Origin of the sequence: Streptomyces sp. NBC_01508 (genome assembly GCF_045040315.1) — a bacterium.
Taxonomy (GTDB): Bacteria; Actinomycetota; Actinomycetes; order Streptomycetales; family Streptomycetaceae; genus Streptomyces.
Genome location: NZ_CP109419.1, coordinates 5,342,508 through 5,365,998, shown reverse-complemented (window position 1 = coordinate 5,365,998; position 23,491 = coordinate 5,342,508). Strand labels below are relative to the sequence as shown.

Below are 23,491 nucleotides of genomic sequence, written 5' to 3'. Positions count from 1 at the left end.
GGGTGTCCTCAATCGCCGGACGGGCTGAAATACCCCGCCGGACGGGCTGGGTACACCCATCGCACGCGCCTGAAACAGCGCACCCGCAACCGGGGTGTCCTCAAACGCCGGACGGGCTGGAATTGTTCGGGAGTGGTTGGGTGAAGTAGGAGTCCTTGCCCGCCTCGCGGTAACCCGCCAGTCCCGGGCCCTCGTTGACCGTCAGGTCGCAGTTGGCGCCGGGGACCGGTCTGTTCCACTGGATCAGCGCCTTCACCCCCGGCATCGTGCGCACCGTGGTGGGGATTCGCGTGTACCAGTCGCGTTGCCTGGTGGGGTCCGCCGGGTCCGGGACCGTGCCGAACTCGGCCAGCATCAGCGGCTTCTCGGCGGAGATGTTCGCCCGCAGCCAGTCGTACGCGGGGCGCTGGCTGCGGTCGAAGTCCTTCCAGTCCGTGGTGTTGTGGCAGAGGTAGTAGTTGTACTGGTCCATGCCGATCCAGTCGACGTAGTCGTCCCCCGGATACAGCGCCTTCATCTCGTCCGCGCTGCCCAGATAGCCGGAGACCGTCCACACCCACACCACGTTGTCGACTCCCAACTCCGCGAAGCGGTCGTGGAGATGGCGGTAGGCGGCGACGTACTCGTCCGGGGTGCCCGCGCCTTCCTTGATGCGGGCGTCGGCCTCCTGGTCGAAGGAGAGGAAGATCCGCTTGCCGTGCTCGTCGCCGTACTCCTTGATACGGCGCGCCTGCGGATCGATGATCCGCGCGTCGTACGTCCCGGCGGCGATGTTCGCCCAGCCCAGCTGGTCCTCGGTCCAGTTCTCGTGGTGCGGCTCGCGCCAGACCGTGGACTCCCAGGCCAGCATCAGCATCCGGTCCTCGCCCAGCTCCCGCTCGTCGGGGGTGAGGAGCCGGCCGTCGAGTTCGGTGTTCGACATGTCGTGGTAGTTGTAGACGACGTCGAGCCTGCGGCCGATCTTCTTCTCGAAGGCGTACACCGCCCTGGTGAGCGAACCGTCCGCCGAGCCGTTGTCCGAACGGTTCTCCGCGTACGGGACGTACGCGCCCCACCACGCGCCGCACGGCGGCTCCAGCCGTTCCGTCGCGGCGCAGCCGTCGTCCGCCCGCCCGTCCGACTCGGTGGCCCAGATGCCGATCCCGGCGATGAGCAGCCCGACGGCGACCAGGACGATCACGGTGTACGCCTGCTTCTCGATCTCGCTGAGCCGCACCGCCATCAGTGTCCCCGCCGGCCGGCCGCGCCCCGCGTCGCGGCGGGCAGTGGCAGTCCCGGCAGGGCGGCGGCGACGGTCGTGACGGCCGCGAGCGTCACCAGCAGGGCCGTCGCCGAGAAGCCGCGCACCAGAAAGAGCGTGGTGGCGACGGTGACCGCGAGGGAGAGGCTGAGCGGTGCGGCGAGGGCCACGGCCTCGATCCGCGCGGCCGGGCGCAGTGTGCCGCGCTGCGGGTGGAGCAGCGCGAGGCCGGGTCCGAAGCAGACGAAGAGCAGCACCGGGATCCAGCGCAGTGGAGAACCGCCGGGCAGCGCGGTCGCGGCCACCGCGCCCCAGCCGGCGAGGGCCAGCGGTAGTCGGAGCCGTAAATGATCGAAAGTCATGGGCGCTCGTTCTCCGGGGCGGTGGTGCCCGTGCGGGGCCGGTACTGAAGGACGATGCCGTACGGGTGTTCCTCCACGATCCGGAACAGTGGCGAGGCGGCGAGCCCTGATCGCAGCGTGGCGAAGCCGCCTGGTGGCAGGAGTCCTTCGCCGGCCGCGTAGATGTCCTGGGTGCGGGTGAGAATGACGTACGCGGTGGTGCCGGGTGGGATGCCGTCGGCCAGATAGCGGGCGGGGTCGGTCAACATCCGTTCGTTCTCGGCGAGTTCCTGCTCAGCGAAGAACCAGTGCTCGACCCGGTCGTAGCGGTGCAGCGCCTGCGGGAAGGAGCCGGTGGTGGCGAGGATCAGGGCGCCTTCGGATGCGTCGTCGGGCGCGTCGTCGGGCGCGCGGTCGATGGCGCGGTCGATGGCGCGGGTGACGAGCGCGGTCTCGGCGGGCGGGGTGTAGTACATCTTCTCCTTGCCGTAGTACGAGGGCAGGAAGCCCGCCAGCAGGACGAGGAGAGCGACGGGCAGCGCGCCGTGGAGGGTGAGCGCGGCGGCGCGTCTGCGGGCTTTACGACGCACGCGCCCGGCCGCAGGCACGAGCGTCGCCGCCGCGAAGAACGCGGCGCCGGGCAGCCCGAACAGGTAGACGCGGAACAGCATTTCGCCGCCGTAGTCGTTCACGACGAACAGCGGGACCGGCGCCAGCGACACCAGCAGCAGCGGCAGGGCGGCGCGCACCAGCCGGCGGCGAAGGAGCAGCGCCGCGCCCGCCAGGGCGGCGACGGCGAGGACCATCAACACGTTGGCGCGACCGGTCAGTTCCGGGCCGGGGCCGGTGAGTTCACCGGCGTATCCGGCGCGCGAGTTCTGGGTCAGTTCGCCGAGCGATTCGCGCAGGGTGCCCAGGGTCTCCAGGAAGAGCGGGCGCCCCATGGTCAGGTCCCAGGCCAGCATGATCAGCGCCGCGACCGCCAGCAGTCCGTAGTTGCGGTAGCGGCGGGTGAGGGTCAGGGCGAACAGCGAGACGCAGAGCATCACCGGCGTGAGCTGGTGCGAGGCGTTGACGGCGAGGATCAGCGGCGCGAGAACCGCCACACCCACCGCGCGCTGCCGGGCGCCGGTGGGCGGCGGCACGGCGGCGGACGCCGGGTCCAGGAACGACCGGTCGCGTAGCCTGCCCGCCGACCCCGGCAGCACGAAGTGCCGCAGCACGACGGCGATCACGGACAGGTGCAGCAGATACGCGAAGCCCTGCGGCGCCAGATAGTCCTGCCCCACCCAGTTGGCGAGTTGGAAGATCCAGACCGCTGTCCACACCAGCCGCCAGTCCTCGGCGAAGGTGCGGTAGAGCAGCACGAGCACCGGCATCATCAGCAGACCGAGCGCGATCGGGGCCCAGTTGAGGAACACGGCCGCGCTGTCCACGCCGAAGGCGCGCACCAGCCCGCCGGTGAGGGTGAAGAAGCCGGGCCACTGGTCGTAGGCGGACATGTTGCCCGACAGGGCGCCGTTCGGGCGCAGTTCGCCGTTGAGCAGGAGCTGGTTGACGACGGCGTCGTGCTTGGACGCCCAGGGGTAGCGCACGGAGTCGTACAGCACGGCGGGTGGCGCCTTGAGCGCGACGAGGAGGGCGACGCAGTAGCCGGCGGGCCACCACGGCGCGGTTCCGGCCCGGCGCAGCGCGGCGAGGAATCCGCAGGTGAGGAGCAGCAACGCGAGGTAGAAGGCGGCGGGGAAGCGGTCGAGGAGCCCGTAGTCGCCCATGGAGCGGAAGCCGACGCGCGGCAGCGAGTACGTCCAGAGGGCCGCAGCGGCGAGCAACGGGAGCCAGGAGAGGAGGAGTTGGGGGCGCAAGGAGCGTGGGAGCGTACGGCGGTGCGGCGGCGACGATGGCGGAGGGAGCGGGTGCGGCAGGGCCGTCATGTCCGGGGTCTCGGCCGGCACGGGCACGCGTGGTTGCACGGTGCGACTCCCCCCACCCCTGCGGTGTCCCCTTCAGCGAATTGTAGGAACTCTCCGCACTTTTGCGTGGCTCTCGTATGTCTCTGTTGCATAAGGGACCCGTCTCCAGGCGCTACCCCGCGAACTGCGGGCCGCGCGCCGCCGCGCGGACCCTGCGGCAGAGGCGCCAGCCGACCGTCGCCGGCGAGTCGGGGAACGGCGCCGCCCGCGCCCCCTCCCCCGCCATCCACGCCTCCACGTCCGCCACCGTGTGACCACGGCGCACGATGAGGCGGGCGATGCGGTACGGCTCGTCCGTCTCGGAGCTGAGCGCGTGGCGTACGGCGACGGCGGAGGCGTATCCGGCTCGGCGGGCGGCCTCGCGTACGGAGCGGCTGTTGTAGCCGTGCGGGTAGGCGAGATGCGTGACCGCGTGGCCGAGTACGTCTTCGAGCGCGGCTTTCGACTCCCCCAGCTCGCGGGCGAGTTCGGGCGCGCGGAGGGTGTCCAGCTGCGGGTGTGTGACCGTGTGCGCGCCGATCTCCATGCCGTGCCACTCCAGCGAAGGCGCCTGCGCGAGCGTCATCATCGGCGCGGGTGGCAGCAGGCTGCCGTGGCCGGGGGTGAGGGCGCCGGTCGTGAGATAGGCGGTGGCGGGCAGAGCGCGTTCGGCGAGCGCCTCGGCCGTCGGTCCCGGCAGATCGGCGAATCCGTCGTCGAAGGTGAGGACGACGGGGCGGGGCGGCAGCGGGGCACCACGGGTCAGCCGGTCGGCGAGCGCGCCGATCGGGACGGGGGTACGGCCGGTGGCCACGATCGCGTCGAGCTGGGCGGCGAACTGCTCTGGCGTGACGGTGAATTCGGCGATCCAGGCGGGCGGGTCGGCCATCACCGCGTGGTAGAGCAGCACCGGGACGCGGACGCGGGGGCGGGGGCGAGGGCGGACGCGGGGGCGAGGGCGGGAACGGGAGTCGCTGGTCGGGGGCGTCATCGTCTCCCCCAGCGGGCCTTGGCGTAGCCCAGCGGGCCGTACAGCATGCCCCGGCGCTCCAGCCGGGACAGCGAGCGCGGCCACGGGTGGCTGTGGGCGCCGTGCGCGCCGGGGATACCTGGGGCGCCGGCCCGAGGTTCGTCCCGGTGCGCGGTGATGGCGCGGGCGTGGGCCAGGCCGCGCGGGAGCTTCGCAAGGAGCGGGGGCAGCAGGGCGGGGTGGCGGCACAGGACGGCGGTGAGATACGCGGTGAGGCCGGCGCCGTAGCCGTACGCCTGGTTCCGCAGGTCCTGCCAGGTCTCCCGGTGGTGGTGCCAGACCAGCGCGTCGGGTGTGTAGCGCAGCCGGTGGCCGGCGGCCAGGATCCGGACGAACGCGTAGAGGTCGTCGCCGCCCCTGGCGGGTGTGCCGGTGCCGGTGGCGGGGTCGAATCCGCCGACGGCGCGCAGCGCGGACGCGCGGAACGCCATGCTGGCACCGGAGCCGAAGCTGCCCGCCGTGAAGGGGAAGAGCGGTTCACCGGCGGGCGGCGCGGCCGGATCGTAGAGACGCGGGGCGAAGCCCTTCGCGAATCCGCCGTGGCTCTCCAGCAGGATCTGGGCGGGCGTGGTCAGGCGGGCGGGGAGGATCAGGCCCGTGACACAGCCGGTGCGGGGGTCGGCCGCGAACGGCGCGGTGAGCGCGGTGAGCCAGTGCGGGTCGGCGGCGACGTCGTCGTCCGTGAAGGCGACGACGGGGCTGTCGGTGGCGGCGACGCCCGCGTTGTGGGCGGTGGCCAGTCCGGGCACCGGCTCATGGACGTAGGTGAGGCGGCCCGCGTAGTCCTGGTCGACCAGGTCGCGGGTGGCGGATGTGGCGGGCGCGTTGTCGACGACCACGATGCCGAAGTCCGGGTGGTCCTGCGCGAGGAGCGAGTCGAGCGCCCGGCCGAGCGTGTCCGCGCGCTCGCGGGTGGCGACGACGACTGTCGTACGGGGTGGTACGGCACCGGCACCGGCACCGACACCGACACCCGCACCGCTCAACAGGCTCTCGTGGCAGGGTTGTTGATCTGCGTCCGCGTACTGCGCGCGGAAGGCCGCGGTGAGTACGGCGGCGGGGTCGGCGCCTTCCGGGATCGTGGTGAGGACGGTGGCGACGGGGCGGCCCCGGAGCCGTACGAGGGCGTAAACGGCGCCCGCGCGGACGGGTGGGCAGCCGGGGGCGGGGGTCAGCGACAGCACCACACCATCCTCGCGGTCCAGATGCGAGTCCAGATCTGAGTCCAGATCCAGGTCCAGATCGACGACACGTACGTCGCGCAGCGGTGATCGCGTCGTCGGCCATGAGGATGCGCTCGGAGTGTGCGGCGGCATCATGCCTCCCCTCGTGTGGTGCCGGGTCACCGGTCGCGGAGCCGGCCCACCTGCTTCAGGGCGCGTTGCGCGTATCCGGCCAGCCTCGGCCGGTTCCGTACGAAGCTGTGCGCGCGGCGCGACGGCTCGCGCCCGAGCCGGTACAGGGCCGCTCGCGGCCCGCGCCGTACCGAGGCCCCTTCGTGCACCCGCAGGTCACCGGTCTTGAGCGCGTTCTTGTACTCGGCGGTGCCACGTCCCAGGTCGAGCAGCCCGATCCCGGCGCCGGCCGCCGCCTCGGCCATCCGCAGATGGAGGATCAGGCCCGGCGAGTACTTGGCGAAGTCGGTGTCGTAGGCGGGGAACCAGCAGGACAGGACCGTGCGCGAGCGGAGCCCGAAGTGCGCGGCGACCGGGCGGTCCGCGACGTACAGCACGGAGAGGACGCCCGAGCAGCCGGGCTTACGGTCGGACGTGAGGCCGGAAGGGTCGCCGGGCGTGCGGTCGGGCGTGCGGTCGGACGTGCGGCCGGAAGGGTCGCCGGGCGTACGGTCGGACGTGCTGCCGGACGTGCGGTCGGCCGCCAACTGCCGTACGAGCGCGCGGATCCACTCCTTCGCGAACCGGTCGCGACGGCCCGTCCTGCGGTACTGCGCCGACTTCCACTCCATGAGCGTGCGCAGGGCCGCCGGATCGCGCTCGTCGAAGACGAACCGGACCTCACCGGCCTGCCGGGCGAGTCGGCGTTCCTTGGCGGTCGTCGTACGGAAGAACTTGGGCGATCCGGCGCGCAGGGCCGCCTCGTACGCCTCGTACCCCTGGCCGATGTCGATGACCGGGGAGTCGAACTCCTCGGTGGCGTCCGGGACGAACAGCGTCTGTCCCGCTTCGAGGTTGTCGAACTCCCAGCTGGCGAGCGAGCAGCCACGCAGCAACTCGCCTGCTGTGAGGGTGTGTTCGGGGCTCAGGACCGGCCCCTGACTGTCGGACACCCCGAACCCGATCGCGCGGCCCTGCCCCAACGGGCCCCTCTCGTACGGGAAGAAGCCGACGGTCTCGCCCTGGCCCTCGACAATCGCGACACGGGCGCCCGGCCGGACGCGGCCGACGGCCCGGGTGAACTCGGGTTCCATGAACGGATTGGCGGGCGCGCCGGACAACGCCCGTAACTCCCGCCAGCGTTCGATCTGATCCGCGTCCAGCTCCCCCGGCCGCACCACACGGATGCGGGCGGCGGCGGCAGCGCCACGTACGCGTACCTCGCCCAACTCGACCCCCCGGTCACTCGGACAGGACGGTACCGGGTCAAATCGATCCGGTACAGGGCCAGTCGGCCATGTCATGACGGATACGAAACGCGGCCGACAGGACGGGTCGACCTGTCCATGGGACGGGTGATGGCGGTTGATGACGGGTGAGGACGGGGATGCCGGTGTGCGGGATGGGCTCACGCGTGCGGCCAGCCCGTATGTCCGGCGACTCGCGCATAGGAGTGGGCGGATGGCGCCCGACTCGTGCCGCCGGGTGACAGGAATTGCTCAACTCCCGCCCGAATCAAGCTCATTGCTCGTAGTATCTGGGTGCTCACGATCATGTCCGACGAGTCCTGGAAGAGGCCCGGTCTCCGTGTTAGCCGTATCCACGCCTGTCATGCCGGGGTCGCCGTGTTGAGCCGGCCGTTGAACAGACAGAGCGGACGCAGTGGCTGGGGCGGACGGAACGGACAGGCCGTGTGGTGGCTGGCAGTCCTCGTGGCCGCCGCCGTCACGGCGGCGCTGATCGGCCGGGCGGCCACGGCGGAGTGGCGGCAGACCCTCGCGGCCGGCTGCGCCGCCCTGTCCGTACTGCTCCTGGCCTGCGTGCTCGAACAGCGGCGGCGGTTGGCGGCGGAGCGCGCCGAGCGGGACCAGGAGCGGCGGACCGCCGCGGCGCGGGGCGCCGAGGTGGCGCATCTGGCGGCGGTACGGATCCCCGCCATCACCGAACGGGTGCGCGCGGGAAGTCGGTTGGACGGCGTCCCCGGCCCGCTCGCGCCCGACGCCGACACCGGCGAGGAGTTCGCGCGGGCGCTGGCCGCGGTGGTCGCCGCGCTCGGCTCTGACGAGGCGGTACGGCGCGAGCGCGGGCTGCGCGACTCGGTGCAGACGGCCTTCGAGTCGGTCGCCCGCAACATGCACGCGATGGCCACGGTGCAGCAGCGGGTACTCGACCACGTGGAGCGCGCCATCGACGATCCGCGCCTGATGGCGGACGTGATGAAGGCCGACCACGCGGCCTCGCAGATGACCCGCAAGGCCCAGACTCTGCTGGTGATGTGCGGGATCTGGCCGGCCAGGCGCGAGTCGCAGCCGGTCTCGCTGTACGACTGCGTGCGCGGCGCGCAGTCGCGGATCGTGGAGTTCGGGCGGGTGGAGGTGCACGGCGGGCAGACGCTGTTCGTGGTGCCGCCGGCCGTCGAGGGGCTGATGCACACGATCGCCGAACTCCTGGAGAACGCGACCGTGTTCTCGCCGTCCCGCACCCAGGTGATCGTGACGATCCGGGAAGTGGGCGCGGGAGCCGTCGTGGAGATCGACGACGCGGGCCTCGGGATGCCACCGGACGTACTGCGGCAGGCGATGTCGCAGCTCAAGGACGATCTGGACCTGACACGACTCGGGGCCGTACCGCGGCTGGGGCTGGCGTGCGTGGGGCGCTGGAGCCGGGAGATGGGCTTCAACGTCGAGCTGACGGGGGCGTCGGCGTACGGCGGGACGCGGGCCGTCACCTTCGTACCGCACCGGCTGCTGACCGAACCGCTGTCGCACTTTCCGCCGGTGCCGACGCGGGAGCAGGTGCGGGAGCAGGCGCCGGTGCCTGTGCCTGTGCGGGAGACGGAGTCGGCGGTGGTGGTCGAGGAGCGTGAACACGAGCGGCCGGCCGCCGCCGTACGCGCGCAGGACCCGCCCGGCGGGCTGCCGCGCCGCCGCAGCCGGCGACGGACGGCCCCTGCCGCCGCCCCCGCCCCCGCCACGGCCACCGCCACCGCTCAGGAACAGGCCCCACAGCCGGCGCGGCCCGCCCCCTCCTGGACCCCCGAAGCGGCCCGCGCGTCGATCACCAGCGTGGTGTCCGGCTCGCGTCGTGGCCGCGCGGCGGCCGGCCAGGACACCGAAGTGCCCGACCAACACGACGGAGGCCGGCAGTGACCGGAAGAGTGACCGGAACGATCTCCCGACTGCCCGACCTCGGGTGGATGCTCCGACCGCTGACCGAGATCCCCGGGGTCAGACACGCGGTGGTCGTCTCCGAGGACGGCCTGCGGCTCGGCCACGCGTCCGCCGCCGATCTGGCGGGCCCGGTGGCCGAACTGAGCGTGGCCGAGGCCGAATCGCTCGCCGCCGCGTCCGCCGCGCTGACCATGACCGGCCGGTCCACGGCGGGGCTGCTGTTCGGGGGCGGCGCCGACGTACGGCAGTTGATGCTGGAGTCCGACCAGGGCTTCGTCCTCTTCACATCGGCCGGGGTCGGGGCCCAGTTGGGCGCCGCGACCGAGACCGACGCCGATGTGGGCCTGGTGGCACAGCAGATGCAGCTCCTGGTCGTGAAGATCGGCAGCCACCTGAGCAGCCGGCCCCGGGATCCGGTGAGCCCGTCGTCATGACGGAGCTCCCCGACGACCGGACCACCACCACGTCGGCGGTACGCCCGTATGTGATCACCGGTGGAAGGGCGGACGCCGGAGGCGAACCACTGTCCTGGGAATCGCTCGTGGTGGCCGCGGAAGCGGTCCCGCCGACGACGCTCCAGCCGGAACACCGCACCATCCTGACGCACTGTCAGGGCCTGCTGTCGGTGGCCGAGGTGTCGGCTCATCTCGGCCAACCGCCTTCCGTGGTACAGGTGTTGCTCGCCGATCTCATCGACTGGGGACTGATCGTGACCCGCCCGCCCATACCGCCGGCCGAACGAGCCGATGTGACCATGCTGAGAAAGGTCCTCCATGGCCTCGAAAGCCGCCTCTGAGACCGAGGCGTCCTCGTCGAGCGCACCCGGCGAAGGCCCCGGCGACGACACAGGCCAAGACGCCGGCCAAGGCACCGGCCAAATCACTGGCGAAGGCACCACCTCCGGCAAGTACGTCAGGTCCAGCGTCGCCGGGGCGGCCAAGATCATGGTCGTCGGGCCGCTGGGCGTCGGCAAGACGACGTTCATCGGTACGGTCTCCGAGATCAAACCGCTCAGCACCGAGGCCGTGATGACACAGGCAGGCGCCTCGGTCGACGTGGCCGTCGACCGGGCCAAGGCCACCACCACCGTCGCCCTGGACTTCGGCCGTATGACGCTCGACGGCGAGTTGGTCCTCTACCTCTTCGGTACGCCGGGACAGCAGCGCTTCCTCCCCGCCTGGCGCGATCTGGCACGGGGCGCGCTCGGCGCCCTCGCCCTGGTGGACACCCGCGATCTGACCTCGTCCTTCGACGCACTCGGCCATCTGGAGGATCTGGGGCTGCCGTTCGCCGTCGCGGTCAATGTCTTCCCCGGCAGCCCCCTGCACAGCGACGGGGAACTGCGCGCGGCGCTCGACCTGCTGCCCGAGACGCCGCTGGTGTCCTGCGACGCGCGGGACGAACGGTCCTCCGTCATGGCGCTCATCGCCCTCGTACGCCACCTCGTCCGCGCCGCCGAGTCCTCATGACGACAGAGTCCGTATGACGACAGAGTCCGTATGACGACAGAGTCCGTATGACGACGGGAGTTCACATGACGACGGAGTCCACCTGATGACGGAGTCCACATGACCACGCCCACCGCGGCAGCCACACCCATCTACGGCGAACAGCTCGACGGCGACGGAATGCCGCGCCTGTACGAGCGACTGCGCGCCGAACACGGCCCGGTGGCCCCCGTCACCGTCGCCCCCGGCATCGCCGCGTGGCTGGTGCTCGGCCACCGCGAGGTGCTGCGGCTGACCCGTGAGGAGCAGGACTTCTCACACGATCCGCGCCGCTGGAGCCAGTTGCGCGAGGGCCGGGTGCCCGCCGACTCGCCGATCCTGCCGATGGTCGGCTGGCGGCCGGCGCTGCTGTTCGCCGACGGGCAGCAGCACCGCCGGATGCGGGCGGCCGTGTCGGACGCGCTCGGGCGGATCAACGGGCACGAACTGCGGCGCGGCGTACGGGCGACGGCCGAGCGGCTGATCGCGGAGTTCGCCGACGGCAAGCGGGCGGATCTGGTGTCCGACTACGCGCGCAAACTGCCGCTGATGGTGATCACCGGCCTGCTCGGGCTCGACGAGCCGACGGGCGAGCAACTGGTCCGGGCCATCGCGGGTTTGGTCGTGGCGAACGCCGACTCCGCCGACGCCAGCAAGCGGATGGGCGCGATCCTGCTCGCCCTGATCGAGGAGAAGCGCCGCCACCCCGGCAACGACGTCACCTCCGCGCTGCTGCACCATCCGGCGCGGCTGACGGACGAGGAGGTGCTGCACAATCTGGTGGTGATGTTCGTCGCGGGCAACCAGACGACGGTCAACTGGATCGCCACCACCCTGCGCATCCTGCTGTGCGACCCGGCGTTCCGGTCCTCGCTCACCGGCGGTCATCTGAGCGTCGACGACGCGCTGGACCTGGTGCTGTGGCGGTTTCCGCCGACGCAGAACTTCCCCGCCCGCTACGCCACCCGAGACCTGCGGTTCGGCGGGCGGCAGATCCGGGCCGGCGACATGCTGGTCCTCGGTCTGGCGGCGGCCAACGCCGACCCGGACATCCTGCCGGAGGACGGTACGCCCGTCGTCGGCAACCGTTCCCATCTGGCGTTCGGGGCCGGGCCGCACACCTGCCCGGCGCAGGACCCGGCCAGGCTGATCACCCGTACGGCTGTCGACACCATCAGACACCGGCTGCCGGATCTCGAACTTGCCGTACCGGAAGCCGAGTTGGCATGGATCAAGTCGCCCTGGAGCAAGGGCCTGGCGGCCCTGCCCGTCCGCTTCACCGAACCGCAGTTGCCGCGTGACGCGCAGGCGACGCGGAGTTGAGGAGAGCCCTGTTGAGCCCCGAGCCGAACACGTCCCCCGATACGACCTCCGACACCACCCCCGACCCGTCGTCCGCCACCGCCCCGCACCGGATGGATCCCTCCGGCGGCTGCCCGCACGCCGCCAACGCGCGCCTGCTCGCGCGGGGCGCGGTGGCCCCCGTGGTACTCCCCGGCGAGGTCGGGGCGATGGCCGTACTCGGGCACGACGCGCTGAAGGAGTTCCTGTCGCATCCCGATGTCGCGAAGGGCGCGACGCACTTCACGGCGCTGCGGGAGGGGCGGATCCCCGACGGGTGGCCGCTGAAGACGTTCGCGACCGTGCGGGGGATGACGACGGCGGACGGCGACGACCACCGGCGGCTGCGCTCGCTGGTGAGCAAGGCGTTCACGGCGCGGCGGGTGGAGGCGCTGCGCGGGCGGGTGGAGGAGATGACGGCGGAGCTGCTGGACTCTCTGGCGGCGGCGGGCGGCGCGGACGGGCGGCATGTCGTCGATCTCCGCGAGCACTTCGCGCTGCCGCTGCCGATGGGCGTGATCTGTGAACTGCTGGGCGTGGACGCCGAGTTCCGGGACCAGCTGCACCATCTTTCGAACCAGATCGTCGCGACGGACATCGCCCCCGAGGACGCGATGGCCGCCAACCGGGACATCGTGGCCGTACTGGGCAAGGTGGCCGCCTCCCGTACTCAGGAGCCCGGCGAGGATCTGACCAGCGCGCTGATCGCGGCGCGCGAGGAGGACGGCGACCGGCTCAGCGGGCACGAACTCATCGGCACCCTGCTGCTGATGATCATCGCGGGGCACGAGACGACGCTGAATCTGATCACCAACGCGGTGCGCGCGCTGTGCCGCCACCGCGATCAGCTCCAACTGGCCCAGAACGGCAAGGCGAGCTGGTCGGACGTGGTCGAGGAGACTCTGCGCTGGGACAGCCCGGTGAGCTTCTTCCCGTTCCGTTACCCGACGCGGGACCTGACGCTGGACGGCACGGTGATCCCGGCGGGCACGCCGGTGCTGGCGGGCTACTCGGCGGCGGGCCGGGACAAGGCGGCGCACGGCGCGGAAGCGGATGTCTTCGACCTCACCAAGTACGCCGAGGGCCCGACGGCCCGGCATCTCTCGCTCGGGCACGGCGCGCACTTCTGTCTGGGATCGTCGCTGGCCCGGATGGAGGCGACGATCGCGCTGGAGCGGCTGTTCACGCGCTTCCCGGACCTGGACGTCGCGGTCACGGAGGGGGAACTGCCGCGCCACGCGAGCTTCGTGGGCAACAGTGTGCAGCGACTGCCGGTGCTGTTGCGGTAGTTGGGTGGCGGCCGGCCGGGTGACGGCTGTCAGGGTGAGGGGCCGGGCGAGGTGACGATCCGTCAGGAACCCAGGTCCATACCAACGCCTTGACGGCCTCCCCCGCCCTCCCTTAAATCAAGTATTGAAATAACTCATGCGCATGCCTGCCTCCACGAGAAGTGAAGTGATGACCTGTGCGAACCCCCCTGCGGCGTCGTGTGACGCTGTACGCCCTGGCTCTTCTCTGCTGTACGAGCGTGGCCGCGGCCGTGCCCGCCGGAGCGGCGACACCTTCCCCCGAACCCCGCGTGAACAGCGCCAAGGCGGCCGCGGCCGTGACGTTCGACGAGAACTTCGACGGTCCCGCCGGATCTGCCGTGAACAGCGGCAGATGGCAGATCGAGACCGGCGACAACGTCAACAACCATGAGCGGCAGTACTACACGGCCGGCAACAACAACGCCGCCCTCGACGGCCAGGGCAATCTCGTCATCGCCGCCCGCAAGAACAACCCCGGCAACTACCAGTGCTGGTACGGCCGTTGCGAGTACACCTCCGCCCGGCTCAACACGGCGGGCAAGTTCACCGCGCAGTACGGCCGGGTCGAGGCCCGGATGAAGATCCCGCGCGGCCAGGGCATGTGGCCCGCGTTCTGGATGCTCGGCAACGACATGGGCCAGGTCGGCTGGCCCAACAGCGGCGAGATCGACATCATGGAGAATGTCGGCTTCGAGCCCGGCACCGTGCACGGCACACTGCACGGCCCCGGCTACTCGGGCTCGGGCGGCATCGGCGCCGGCTACAGCCTCCCCGGCGGCCAGGCGTTCGCCGACGCCTTCCACACCTTCGCGATCGACTGGTCGCCCAACTCCATCCGCTGGTCGGTCGACGGCAACGTCTTCCAGACCCGTACGCCCGCCGATCTCGGTGGCCGCCAGTGGGTGTTCAACAAGCCGTTCTTCCTGATCCTCAACCTCGCGGTCGGCGGCTACTGGCCCGGCGACCCCAACAGCGGTACACCCTTCCCGAGCACGCTCACCGTCGACTACGTGCGGGTCACCACCGACGGCGGCGGCACGGGCGGGTCGATCACCGGCCTCGGCGGCAAGTGCCTCGACGTGGCGGGGGCAAGTTCCGCCAACGGGACGCCTGTTCAGCTCTACGACTGCAACGGCTCCGGCGCGCAGCAGTGGAGCAGGGGCGCCAACGACTCGCTGCGGGCGCTCGGCAAGTGCCTCGACGTGAAGGACAACAGCACCACCGACGGCGCGCAGCTCCAGCTCTGGGACTGCTCGGGCGCGGGTAACCAACGCTGGGCCGTGTCGGGCGCGAACGACGTCGTGAACATCCAGGCGGACAAGTGCATGGACGTCACCGGCGGCGGTTCGGTGAACGGGGCGCGGGCCCAGATCTGGACATGCACGGGCGCGGCCAACCAGAAGTGGTCGGTCAACGCGTAGCGCTTCTCCCATCGCCGGACGGGCTCCCTTCGAGCCCGTCCGGCGATCGAAGGACTCAGTGCAGGCGTTCGCCCGCGCGCCAGACCGCCCAGGTCAGCGGAACTCCCGGCCGGTAGGCGAGATGGACATGGCTGGGCGCGTCGAGCAGGACGAGGTCGGCGCGGGCGCCGGGCGTGAGGCGTCCGACGTCCGTACGGCGCAGCGCGGCGGCGCCGCCCGCCGTGGCCGACCAGATCGCCTCGTCGGGCGTCATCCCCATGTCACGTACGGCGAGGGCTACGCAGAACGCCATCGACGAGGTGAAGGACGAGCCGGGGTTGCAGTCGGTGGACAGCGCGACGGTGGCGCCCGCGTCCAACAGGCGCCGCGCGTCCGGCCATTGGGCGCGGGTGGAGAACTCGGCGCCGGGCAGGAGCGTCGCGACCGTACGTGAGTGGGCGAGCGCGTCGACGTCCGCGTCGGTGAGGTGGGTGCAGTGGTCGGCGGACGCGGCGTCGACCTCGACGGCGAGCCGGACGCCGGGGCCGTACGACAACTGGTTGGCGTGAACGCGTGGTTGGAGGCCCCTCGCCCGGCCGGCGGTGAGGATCGCACGCGCCTGGTCGCCGTCGAAGGCGCCCTTCTCGCAGAAGACGTCGATCCAACGGGCGTACGGGGCACAGGCGTCGAGCATGTCCCCGGTCACGAGGTCGACGTAGGCGGCGGGGTCGTCGGCGAGTTCGGGCGCGACGATGTGGGCGCCGAGGTAGGTGACCTCGTCGGTGTGCCGGGCCGCGACGCGCAGGGCGCGCGCCTCGTCGGCGACGGTGAGGCCGTAGCCGGACTTGGTCTCCTGGGTGGTGGTGCCCTGGCGGAGGGCTTCGGCGAGGTACTTCGCGACGTTGGCGCTGAGCTCGTCGTCGGTGGCGGCGCGGGTCGCGGCGACGGTGGTGCGGATGCCGCCGGCGGAGTAGGGGCGGCCCGACATGCGGGCGTTGAACTCCTGGGTGCGGTCGCCCGCGAAGACGAGGTGGGAGTGGGAGTCGACGAAGCCGGGGACGGCGGCCCGGCCGCCGGCGTCGACGGCGTTGTCAGTGGTGGGTGCTTTGCTTGATTCACCGACCCAGACGACGCGGTCGCCGCCGATGACGACGGCCGCGTCCTGGATCAGACCGATGGGGGATCCGTCACCGAGGGAGGGGTCGTTGGTGACCAGAGCGGCGATGTTGGTGATGGCGGTGGTGGGCATGTCGGGTGTCGTGGATGTGGGTGCGACCGTGTCCGTGGTGGTGGGCGTCATCGTGGGGGCGCTCTCCTTCAGCCGCGTACGGCCGCGATCGACCGGGCAAGGGCTTGGGGCACGTCGGGGATCAGGGTGTGCGCACCGTCGCGTACGAGATGGCGGCCGGCCACGACCGTGTGGCGCACGTCCGCGGCTGTCGCGGCGAATACGGCGATCTCCGCGCCCAGTCGCGGTACTTGCCCCGCTGTTCTGACGGAGTCCAGCGCGACGGTGACGAGGTCGGCGAGCGCGCCGCGCTCGATCCGGCCCGCGTCGGGCCTGCCGAGCGCCGCGTGGCCGTCGGCCGTGGCGGCGGTGATGAGCGCGGCGGCAGTCCAGTGACCTCGCGTACGGGTGCGCAGCCGCTCGTTGAGTTCCAGGGCGCGGGCCTCTTCGAGGATGTCGATGACGGCGTGGCTGTCGCTGCCCAGCGACAGGGGCGAGCCGGCGTGCTGGAGGCGCGCGGCGGGGCCGATGCCGTCGGCGAGGTCGCGTTCCGTGGTGGGGCACACGCAGGTGCCGGTGCGGGTGGAGCCCAGCAGGGCGATGTCCTCGTCGGTGAGGTGCGTGTTGTGGACGCCGGTGGTGCGGGGGCCGAGGACGCCGTGGTCGGCGAGGAGACGGGCGGGGGTGCGGCCGTGGGTGGCGAGGCAGGCGTCGTTCTCGGCGGTCTGTTCGGAGAGGTGGACATGGAGCGGGGCCTGCCGGGCCTCCGCCCATTCGGCGACGGTCGACAGTTGCTCGGCGGGTACGGCGCGTACGGAGTGGATGGCGGCGCCGATCCGCACGTGGTCGTCGTGCTTGCCGTCCTTGACGTACCGGTCCGCGAGGTCGGACACGCGTTCCGCCCAGGCGTGCGCGGTGCCGTCGGAGAAGCGGACCTGGTGCCGGTCCGGCGGCTTGCCGCCGCGGCGCTTGGAGATGCCGGAGGAGAGATAGGCGGTGTCGAGGAGGGTGATCCGGATTCCGGCGTCGCCGGCGGCGGCGATCAGCGCCTCGCCCATCGCGTTGGGATTGTCGTAGGGCGTTCCGCCAGGAGCGTGGTGCAGATAGTGGAACTCACCGACGGAGGTGATGCCGGCCAGCGCCATCTCGGCGTACACGGCGCGGGCGAGCGCGTGGTAGTTGTCCGGGGTGAGCCGGGCGGCGGCCCGGTACATCATCTCGCGCCAGGTCCAGAAGGTGCCGGAGCCGACCTGGACCTTGCCGCGCAGCGCGCGGTGGAAGGCGTGCGAGTGGGTGTTGGCCAGGCCGGGGAGGGTGAGCCCGCGCAGGGTCGTGGCGCCGGGCGGCGGGGTGCCGTCCCCGGTGTGGACGCCGGTGATCCGGCCGTCGGTGACCGTCACGGTCACGCCCGGTTCGACGTGGGTGTCGAGCCAGGCGTGCTCCAGCCAGTACGTGGTCACGTGCACGCCAGCCCTTCTACTACGTCGGCGAGTGCGAGGACCCCGGCCACGCAGTCGTCCTCGGCCGCGGATTCGGCCGGGGAGTGCGAGACGCCGGTGGGGTTCCGTACGAACAGCATGGCGGTCGGAATGGATCCGGACAAAATACCCGCGTCGTGACCGGCGCCCGTCCCCAGCACGGGGAGCCGGCCGCCGAGGATCCTGCCGAGTTCGTCGCGCAGGGCGTGCGAGAACTCGACGAGGGGCGTGCGGGACTCCCGTACGACCCGCAGGTCGATGCCCGCGCGCTCGGCGTGCGCGTGGGCCGCCGCCTCGATCGCGGTGACGACGGTGTCCAGGGTGGCCTGGTCGGCGGCGCGGGAGTCGAGCCAGCCGCGTACGAGGGAGGGGATGGCGTTGACGCCGTTGGGTTCGACGGCGACTTTGCCGAACGTGGCGAGGGCACCGGCGAGTTCCGCCTCGCGGCGGGCGGCGAGGACGGTCTCGGCATAGCTGAGCATCGGGTCGCGGCGGTCGGCGAGGCGGGTGGTGCCCGCGTGGTTGGCCTCGCCGTGAAAGTCGAAGCGCCAGCGGCCGTGCGGCCAGATGGAGGAGGCGATACCGACTCGGTCACCGGTCAGGTCGAGCGCGCGCCCCTGCTCGACGTGCAGCTCCACGAACGCGCCGATCCGGGCGAGCCGTTCGGGGTCGGGCCCGATGGCGTCCGGGTCGTAGCCGGCCGCCTCCATGGCGCGCGGCAGCGCGACGCCGTCCCCGTCGCGCAGGGCGTGCGCCTGCTCGACGCCGAGCTGCCCGGCGGTGAGCCGGGACCCGACACAGGCGAGCCCGAACCGGGCGCCCTCCTCGTCACCGAAGTTGGTGACGGCGACCGGCCGGGTGAACTCGACGCCCCTGCGGCGCAGTTCGTCGAGCGCGGCGAAGGAGGACACCACCCCGAGCGGCCCGTCGAAGGCGCCGCCGTCCGGCACGGAGTCCAGATGCGACCCGACGACGACGGCGTCCCCGGCCCGCGGGTCACCGAGCCAGCCCCACTGATTGCCGTTCCGGTCGGCCTCGTACACCAGCCCCCGCGTCTCGGCCTGCGCCCGGAACCAGTCCCGGCACTCGCGGTCGGCCGCGCTCCAGGCGTAGCGCCGGTATCCACGGGTGCGGGGATCCCGCCCGAGGGGCGCTAGGTCCCGCCACATCTCCTGAAAGGTGGCCCCACCGACCCCACCGGCCCCGCCGACCCCACCGGCCCCACCGGCGCTGTCGGCGCTGTCGGTGCTGTCGGCGGGAGCTCCGGGTGTCGGCTGCGCGCCTACGCCCGCGCGACCCGTGTTCGGGTGCGGAGCGGCCGGCCCGGGGGCCTCCCCGGGAGTCGCGGCCCGATCCGGCCGGGCAGGTGGCTGGGCACCATCAGCCCCATCCGGCCCAGCGGCCTCTTCGCGCCCTGCGGTCCGGCCCTGTCCGGGGCGCCCCGGCCGGGGCTCGGAGGATTGCCCGTCCGGACCGGAGGTCATTCGCCCTCCCGCATCGGGATGCGGACACCGTGTTCGGCGGCGGCCGTCTCCGCGGTGTCGTAGCCCGCGTCGACGTGCCGGATGACGCCCATCTCCGGGTCGTTCGTCAGGACGCGGCGGATCTTGTCGCCCGCCAGTTGTGTGCCGTCGGCGACCGTCACCTGGCCGGCGTGGATCGAGCGGCCCATGCCGACGCCGCCGCCGTGGTGGATGGAGACCCAGGTGGCGCCGGAGGCGACGTTCACCATGGCGTTCAGCAGCGGCCAGTCGGCGATCGCGTCCGAGCCGTCGAGCATCGCCTCGGTCTCGCGGTACGGGGAAGCGACCGAGCCGGCGTCCAGGTGGTCGCGGCCGATGACGACCGGCGCGGCGAGTTCACCCCTCGCGACCATGTCGTTGAAGCGCTCGCCGGCCTTGTCGCGCTCGCCGTGGCCGAGCCAGCAGATGCGCGCGGGCAGGCCCTGGAAGTGGACGCGTTCGCCGGCCATCTTGATCCAGCGGTGCAAGGACGCGTTGTGGGCGGACTCGTCCTCGGGGAAGAGTTCCAGGATCGCCTTGTCGGTCTTGTGGATGTCCGACGCCTCGCCGGACAGCGCCGCCCAGCGGAACGGCCCCCGGCCTTCGCAGAACAGCGGCCTGATGTACGCGGGTACGAACCCGGGGAAGGCGAACGCTCGTTCATAGCCCGCCAGTTGGGCCTCGCCCCGGATGGAGTTGCCGTAGTCGAAGACCTCGGCGCCCGCATCCATGAAGCCGACCATCGCCGCCACGTGCCGCGCCATCGACTCGCGGGCGCGCAGCGTGAAGTCGGCCGGCTTCTCGGCGGCGTACGACGCCATGTCGTCGAAGTCGACGCCGAGCGGCAGATAGGCCAGCGGGTCGTGCGCCGAGGTCTGGTCGGTGACGATGTCGATCGGCGCGCCTTCGGCGAGCATCCGGGGCAGCAGCTGGGCCGCGTTGCCGAGCAGCCCGATGGACAGGGGCCGGCGCGCGTCGCGGGCCTCGGTGGCGAGCTGGAGCGCGTGCTCCAGGGAGTCGGCCCGCACGTCCAGGAAGCGGTGTTCGATCCGGCGCTCGATGGCGCGCGGGTCGCAGTCGACACAGATCGCGACGCCGTCGTTCATGGTGACGGCCAGCGGCTGCGCGCCGCCCATCCCGCCGAGCCCGGCGGTGAGGGTGATCGTCCCGGCGAGCGTGCCGCCGAACCTCTTGGCGGCGACGGCGGCGAACGTCTCGTACGTGCCCTGGAGGATGCCCTGTGTGCCGATGTAGATCCAGGAGCCGGCGGTCATCTGGCCGTACATGGTGAGGCCGAGCTGTTCCAGCCGGCGGAACTCCTCCCAGTTGGCCCAGTCGCCGACCAGGTTGGAGTTGGCGATCAGGACGCGCGGCGCCCACTCGTGGGTGCGCATCACGCCCACCGGGCGGCCGGACTGGACGAGCATCGTCTCGTCCTGCTTCAGCGTGCGCAGCGTGCGTGTCATCGCGTCGAACGAGCGCCAGTCCCGCGCGGCCCTGCCCGTGCCGCCGTAGACGACGAGCTGGTCGGGGTGTTCGGCGACCTCGGGGTCGAGGTTGTTCTGGAGCATGCGGAGGGCGGCTTCCTGCTGCCATCCCAGGGCGCTCAGTTCCGTACCGCGCGGTGCCCGTACGGGTCGGGGTCCTGACATGGCGGGTGCCTCCTCCGTCACTGCTCCACTGTTGGTCAATCCATTCACATCCTCGCCGGGTGAATAGATGTAGTCAACAGTGGAGTTACCGGCGGCCGGATGATTGGCTGACACACATGGTTGAGGACAGCGGCACGGTCGAGGAAGCAGGACGGGACAGCGCGGAAGCGGGACAGGGCGGCGGCGAAGCGGAACCGGACAACGGCGCCGCCGCCAGGCGCGATCTCGCCGTACGGGCCGCCGTCGAACAGGGGCTGCTCACCGAGGCCGACCCCGTCGTGGCGCTCCTCGACGTGGCGGGCGTCCGCGCCTCCGCCGCCGCGCTGCACGCGGCGTTCGCCGCCGTCACCGCCCCCGGCACCCCCGTGCTGCACGCCTTCGCCGTGAAGGCGGCGCCCCTCGTGCCCGTCCTGCGCCTGCTGCGCGCCGAAGGTGTCGGCGCCGAGGTCGCGAGCCCCGGCGAGCTGGGCCTCGCCCGCGCCGCCGGGATCGCGCCCGACCGCACCGTCCTCGACTCGCCCGCCAAGACACCCGCCGAGCTGCGCGAGGCCCTGGCGCTCGGCATCGCGGTCAACGCCGACAACCCGCAGGAGCTCGACCGGCTCGACGCGCTCGTGCGCTCCGCGCCCACCCGCTCCCCCATCGGACTACGGGTCAACCCGCAGACCGGCAGCGGCTCCATCGGCGCCCTGTCCACCGCCACGGCCACCTCGAAGTTCGGCGTCGCGCTGCGCGACGAGGGCGCCCGCGCCCGGGTCGTACGGGCGTTCCTGGACCGGCCCTGGCTGACCCGGCTGCACACCCACTCCGGCTCCCAGGGCGTCCCGCTCGCCCTCATGGCGGAGGGCGTGCGGACCGTCCACGAGCTGGCCGAGGAGATCAACGCGGCGGCCGGCCGGCGGCAGATCGACACCATCGACATCGGCGGCGGCCTCCCGGTCAACTTCTCCTCCGACGACGAGACCCCCACCTACGCCGAGTACGCGCGGCTGCTGAAGGCCACCGTCCCCGGCCTGTTCGACGGCGGCTACGGGCTCGTCACCGAGTTCGGCCGCTCCCTGCTCGCCAAGCACGGCACGGTGCTGGCCCGCGTCGAGTACGCGAAGTCCGCCGGCGGCCGTCCCATCGCCGTGACCCACGCGGGCGTGCAGATCGCCACCCGTACCGTCTACGACCCGCGGTCGTGGCCGCTGCGCATCGCCGCGTACGACGCCGAGGGCCGCCCCAAGGACGGCCCGGACGTCGCCCAGGACATCGCGGGCCCTGCGTGCTTCGCGGGCGACGTCCTGGCCACCGACCGGCCCCTGCCGCTGCTGGACCAGGGCGATCTCGTCGCGGCGCTGGACACCGGTGCGTACTATTTCGCCAACCACTACGCGTACAACAGCCTTGCCCGGCCGGGCGTTTACGGCTTCGCCGCGGCAACGGGCGCGGTGCGGTTCGCCACCGTACGGGCGCCGCAGACCGTCGCGGAGATCGTCGCCGAGTCGGGCGGCGCGGACCCCGACGCGCTCGTACGGGACTGATCACCGGACGGACAGGAATCAGCGCCGCCGCACCGGGCAGAACACTCCCCACCATCAACGGGGGAGGTCGTTTCCATGCCCACATCCGAAACACCGACGGCGGCGGACACACCGGGGCCGGCCGGCGGCACACCCGGACTCAAGCGCGCTCTCGGCCCCAAACTGCTGATCCTCTTCGTCATCGGCGACATCCTGGGCACCGGCATCTACGCCACCACCGGCCAGGTCGCGGGCCGGGTCGGCGGCGCGCTGTGGCTGCCGTTCGCGATCGGCTTCGTCGTCGCGGTCCTGACGGCCGCCTCGTACGTGGAACTCGTCGGCAAGTACCCGAAGGCGGCCGGTGCCGCGCTCTACACCCAGAAGGCGTTCAAGGTCCCGTTCCTGACCTTCATCGTCGCCTTCATGGTGATGTGCTCGGGCCTGTCGTCGGCGAGCGCCGCGGCCCGCGCGTTCAGCGGCGACTACCTGGCGGAGTTCACCGACGCGATCCCGCCGACCCTGGTCGCGATCGCGTTCATCCTCGTGCTCGCCGCGCTGAATCTGCGCGGCGTATCGGAGTCCGTGAAGACCAACGTCGTACTCACACTGGTCGAGTTGAGCGGTCTGGCGATCATCCTCGGCATCGGCGCGTACGCCGTCCTGTCGGGCGACGGCGAGCCGTCGCGGCTCACCGACTTCGAGGCGAGCGGCACCGGCTTCTCCCTGATGACCGGTGTGCTCGGCGCGACGGCTCTGGCCTTCTTCGCCTTCGTCGGCTTCGAGGACTCGGTCAACATGGCCGAGGAGACCAAGGATCCGGCCCGGACCTTCCCGCGTGCGATCTTCATCGGCGTCACGGTCACCGGCACCATCTACGTCCTGGTCGCCCTCGTCTCCTCGCTCCTGGTCGACCACCGGACCCTGGAGGGCTCCAGCGGACCGCTGTTGGAGGTCGTGAAGGCCGGCGGCGTCGACTTCCCACCGAAACTCTTCGCCCTGATCGCGCTCTTCGCCGTCACCAACTCCGCGCTGATCAACATCATGATGGCCTCGCGGCTCTGCTACGGGATGGCCAACGAGCGCATCCTGCCCAAGGCCATGGGCCGGGTGCTGCCCACGCGCCGCACGCCCGTCGTGGGCATCGTCTTCGTGTCCGTGCTCGCCGTCGGACTGGTGTCGACCGGTGAGATCCAGGGGCTCGGCGACACGACGGCGTTCCTGCTGCTGTGCGTGTTCTTCGTGGTCAACATCGCCGCGCTCGTGCTGCGCCGCGACCCGGTCGGCCACCGGCACTTCCGCGCGCCGACGATCGTGCCCGTACTGGGGGCGATCACCTCGCTGATCCTGGCCAGTCCGCTCGCCGACCGCGCCGCCGACGTCTACATCCGGGCCGGGGTGCTGGTGGCGATCGGGATCGCGCTGTGGGCGGTCAACAAGCTGGTGCTGAAGGCGCGTTCGGAGGAGCACGCGAAGACCGGCGGTGAGGTGACGAAGTAGGGCGGGCGGCGGGGCAGGCGGCGG

19 protein-coding genes are annotated in these 23,491 nt (G+C 71.9%); 9 read left to right on the top strand and 10 right to left on the bottom strand.

Features of this window, described 5'->3' with window-relative positions; translation table 11 throughout:
- Positions 1-100 precede the first annotated feature (100 nt).
- The 6 genes from OG700_RS25045 to OG700_RS25020 form a co-directional block, all read right to left on the bottom strand.
- The gene (locus OG700_RS25045; protein ID WP_405617215.1) at positions 101-1,222 is read right to left on the bottom strand and encodes a glycoside hydrolase family 26 protein; all 1,122 of its coding nucleotides are present in this window, start codon (positions 1,220-1,222) and stop codon (positions 101-103) included.
- Complete coding sequence (locus tag OG700_RS25040) at positions 1,222-1,602, bottom strand: hypothetical protein (protein WP_405617213.1); 381 nt, start codon at positions 1,600-1,602, stop codon at positions 1,222-1,224. The genes OG700_RS25045 and OG700_RS25040 overlap by 1 nt, the downstream gene beginning before the upstream one ends.
- Positions 1,599-3,515: a hypothetical protein gene (locus OG700_RS25035; protein WP_405621959.1), complete on the bottom strand. Its 1,917-nt coding sequence runs from the start codon at positions 3,513-3,515 to the stop codon at positions 1,599-1,601. The genes OG700_RS25040 and OG700_RS25035 overlap by 4 nt, the downstream gene beginning before the upstream one ends.
- 151 nt (positions 3,516-3,666) lie before the next feature.
- Positions 3,667-4,422, bottom strand: a complete 756-nt coding sequence (locus OG700_RS25030) for a polysaccharide deacetylase family protein (protein ID WP_405617211.1) — start codon at positions 4,420-4,422, stop codon at positions 3,667-3,669.
- A 98-nt stretch (positions 4,423-4,520) separates the two neighbouring features.
- Entirely contained in the window at positions 4,521-5,879 is a 1,359-nt protein-coding gene (locus OG700_RS25025) for a glycosyltransferase (protein ID WP_405617209.1), read from the bottom strand.
- Between the two features lie 26 nt (positions 5,880-5,905).
- A complete protein-coding gene (locus tag OG700_RS25020) occupies positions 5,906-7,126 on the bottom strand; it encodes a GNAT family N-acetyltransferase (protein WP_405617208.1) in 1,221 nt (406 codons plus the stop codon).
- Positions 7,127-7,588: 462 nt separating this feature from the next.
- On the opposite strand from OG700_RS25020, the gene OG700_RS25015 reads away from it, so the two are divergent.
- The 7 genes from OG700_RS25015 to OG700_RS24985 all read left to right on the top strand — a co-directional run bounded on the left by OG700_RS25015 (position 7,589) and on the right by OG700_RS24985 (position 14,626).
- A complete protein-coding gene (locus tag OG700_RS25015; RefSeq protein ID WP_405617206.1) occupies positions 7,589-9,046 on the top strand; it encodes an ATP-binding protein in 1,458 nt (485 codons plus the stop codon).
- A gap of 8 nt (positions 9,047-9,054) precedes the next feature.
- Positions 9,055-9,501 carry a roadblock/LC7 domain-containing protein gene (locus OG700_RS25010; RefSeq protein ID WP_405621957.1) on the top strand — a complete coding sequence of 149 codons (447 nt, stop codon included), beginning with the start codon at positions 9,055-9,057 and terminating at the stop codon, positions 9,499-9,501.
- On the top strand, positions 9,498-9,863 hold the full coding sequence (locus OG700_RS25005; protein ID WP_405617204.1) for a DUF742 domain-containing protein: 366 nt from the start codon (positions 9,498-9,500) through the stop codon (positions 9,861-9,863). Before OG700_RS25010 ends, OG700_RS25005 begins: the two co-directional genes overlap by 4 nt.
- Entirely contained in the window at positions 9,841-10,536 is a 696-nt protein-coding gene (locus OG700_RS25000; RefSeq protein ID WP_405617202.1) for a GTP-binding protein, read from the top strand. The genes OG700_RS25005 and OG700_RS25000 overlap by 23 nt, the downstream gene beginning before the upstream one ends.
- A 99-nt stretch (positions 10,537-10,635) precedes the next feature.
- Positions 10,636-11,877, top strand: coding sequence for a cytochrome P450 (locus tag OG700_RS24995; protein WP_405617200.1), 1,242 nt, complete (start codon positions 10,636-10,638; stop codon positions 11,875-11,877).
- Positions 11,878-11,969: 92 nt separating this feature from the next.
- Positions 11,970-13,184 (top strand): cytochrome P450, encoded by a 1,215-nt coding sequence (locus OG700_RS24990; RefSeq protein WP_405621955.1) that lies wholly within the window; start codon positions 11,970-11,972, stop codon positions 13,182-13,184.
- A gap of 176 nt (positions 13,185-13,360) precedes the next feature.
- Positions 13,361-14,626, top strand: a complete 1,266-nt coding sequence (locus tag OG700_RS24985) for a family 16 glycosylhydrolase (protein ID WP_405617198.1) — start codon at positions 13,361-13,363, stop codon at positions 14,624-14,626.
- Between the two features lie 55 nt (positions 14,627-14,681).
- Here OG700_RS24985 and hutI read toward each other — a convergent pair whose 3' ends face one another.
- The 4 genes from hutI to hutU all read right to left on the bottom strand — a co-directional run bounded on the left by hutI (position 14,682) and on the right by hutU (position 20,465).
- The gene (hutI, locus tag OG700_RS24980) at positions 14,682-15,854 is read right to left on the bottom strand and encodes an imidazolonepropionase (protein ID WP_405621953.1); all 1,173 of its coding nucleotides are present in this window, start codon (positions 15,852-15,854) and stop codon (positions 14,682-14,684) included.
- Between the two features lie 68 nt (positions 15,855-15,922).
- Positions 15,923-17,299: a formimidoylglutamate deiminase gene (locus OG700_RS24975; protein WP_405617196.1), complete on the bottom strand. Its 1,377-nt coding sequence runs from the start codon at positions 17,297-17,299 to the stop codon at positions 15,923-15,925.
- Positions 17,290-18,480 (bottom strand): allantoate amidohydrolase, encoded by a 1,191-nt coding sequence (locus OG700_RS24970; protein WP_405617194.1) that lies wholly within the window; start codon positions 18,478-18,480, stop codon positions 17,290-17,292. The genes OG700_RS24975 and OG700_RS24970 overlap by 10 nt, the downstream gene beginning before the upstream one ends.
- A gap of 311 nt (positions 18,481-18,791) precedes the next feature.
- Positions 18,792-20,465 carry a urocanate hydratase gene (hutU, locus tag OG700_RS24965; RefSeq protein WP_405617191.1) on the bottom strand — a complete coding sequence of 558 codons (1,674 nt, stop codon included), beginning with the start codon at positions 20,463-20,465 and terminating at the stop codon, positions 18,792-18,794.
- 116 nt (positions 20,466-20,581) lie between these two features.
- Between hutU and OG700_RS24960 the strand changes: the two genes are divergently transcribed.
- Both OG700_RS24960 and OG700_RS24955 read left to right on the top strand, forming a co-directional pair.
- A complete protein-coding gene (locus tag OG700_RS24960; RefSeq protein ID WP_405617189.1) occupies positions 20,582-21,991 on the top strand; it encodes a diaminopimelate decarboxylase in 1,410 nt (469 codons plus the stop codon).
- Between the two features lie 75 nt (positions 21,992-22,066).
- Positions 22,067-23,467, top strand: coding sequence for an APC family permease (locus OG700_RS24955; RefSeq protein WP_405617187.1), 1,401 nt, complete (start codon positions 22,067-22,069; stop codon positions 23,465-23,467).
- Positions 23,468-23,491 lie beyond the last annotated feature (24 nt).

Bases quoted from the DNA above. Each gene is read 5' to 3' on its own strand.
- OG700_RS25040 (WP_405617213.1), bottom strand. From the start codon at position 1,602: ATGACTTTCGATCATTTACGGCTCCGACTACCGCTGGCCCTCGCCGGC.
- OG700_RS24990 (WP_405621955.1), top strand. From the start codon at position 11,970: ATGGATCCCTCCGGCGGCTGCCCGCACGCCGCCAACGCGCGCCTGCTC.
- hutI (WP_405621953.1), bottom strand. From the start codon at position 15,854: ATGCCCACCACCGCCATCACCAACATCGCCGCTCTGGTCACCAACGAC.
- OG700_RS24970 (WP_405617194.1), bottom strand. From the start codon at position 18,480: ATGTGGCGGGACCTAGCGCCCCTCGGGCGGGATCCCCGCACCCGTGGA.
- OG700_RS25025 (WP_405617209.1), bottom strand. From the start codon at position 5,879: ATGCCGCCGCACACTCCGAGCGCATCCTCATGGCCGACGACGCGATCA.
- OG700_RS25000 (WP_405617202.1), top strand. From the start codon at position 9,841: ATGGCCTCGAAAGCCGCCTCTGAGACCGAGGCGTCCTCGTCGAGCGCA.
- OG700_RS24995 (WP_405617200.1), top strand. From the start codon at position 10,636: ATGACCACGCCCACCGCGGCAGCCACACCCATCTACGGCGAACAGCTC.
- OG700_RS24955 (WP_405617187.1), top strand. From the start codon at position 22,067: ATGCCCACATCCGAAACACCGACGGCGGCGGACACACCGGGGCCGGCC.
- OG700_RS25030 (WP_405617211.1), bottom strand. From the start codon at position 4,422: ATGGCCGACCCGCCCGCCTGGATCGCCGAATTCACCGTCACGCCAGAG.
- OG700_RS25035 (WP_405621959.1), bottom strand. From the start codon at position 3,515: ATGACGGCCCTGCCGCACCCGCTCCCTCCGCCATCGTCGCCGCCGCAC.
- OG700_RS25005 (WP_405617204.1), top strand. From the start codon at position 9,498: ATGACGGAGCTCCCCGACGACCGGACCACCACCACGTCGGCGGTACGC.
- hutU (WP_405617191.1), bottom strand. From the start codon at position 20,465: ATGTCAGGACCCCGACCCGTACGGGCACCGCGCGGTACGGAACTGAGC.
- OG700_RS25045 (WP_405617215.1), bottom strand. From the start codon at position 1,222: ATGGCGGTGCGGCTCAGCGAGATCGAGAAGCAGGCGTACACCGTGATC.
- OG700_RS24960 (WP_405617189.1), top strand. From the start codon at position 20,582: ATGGTTGAGGACAGCGGCACGGTCGAGGAAGCAGGACGGGACAGCGCG.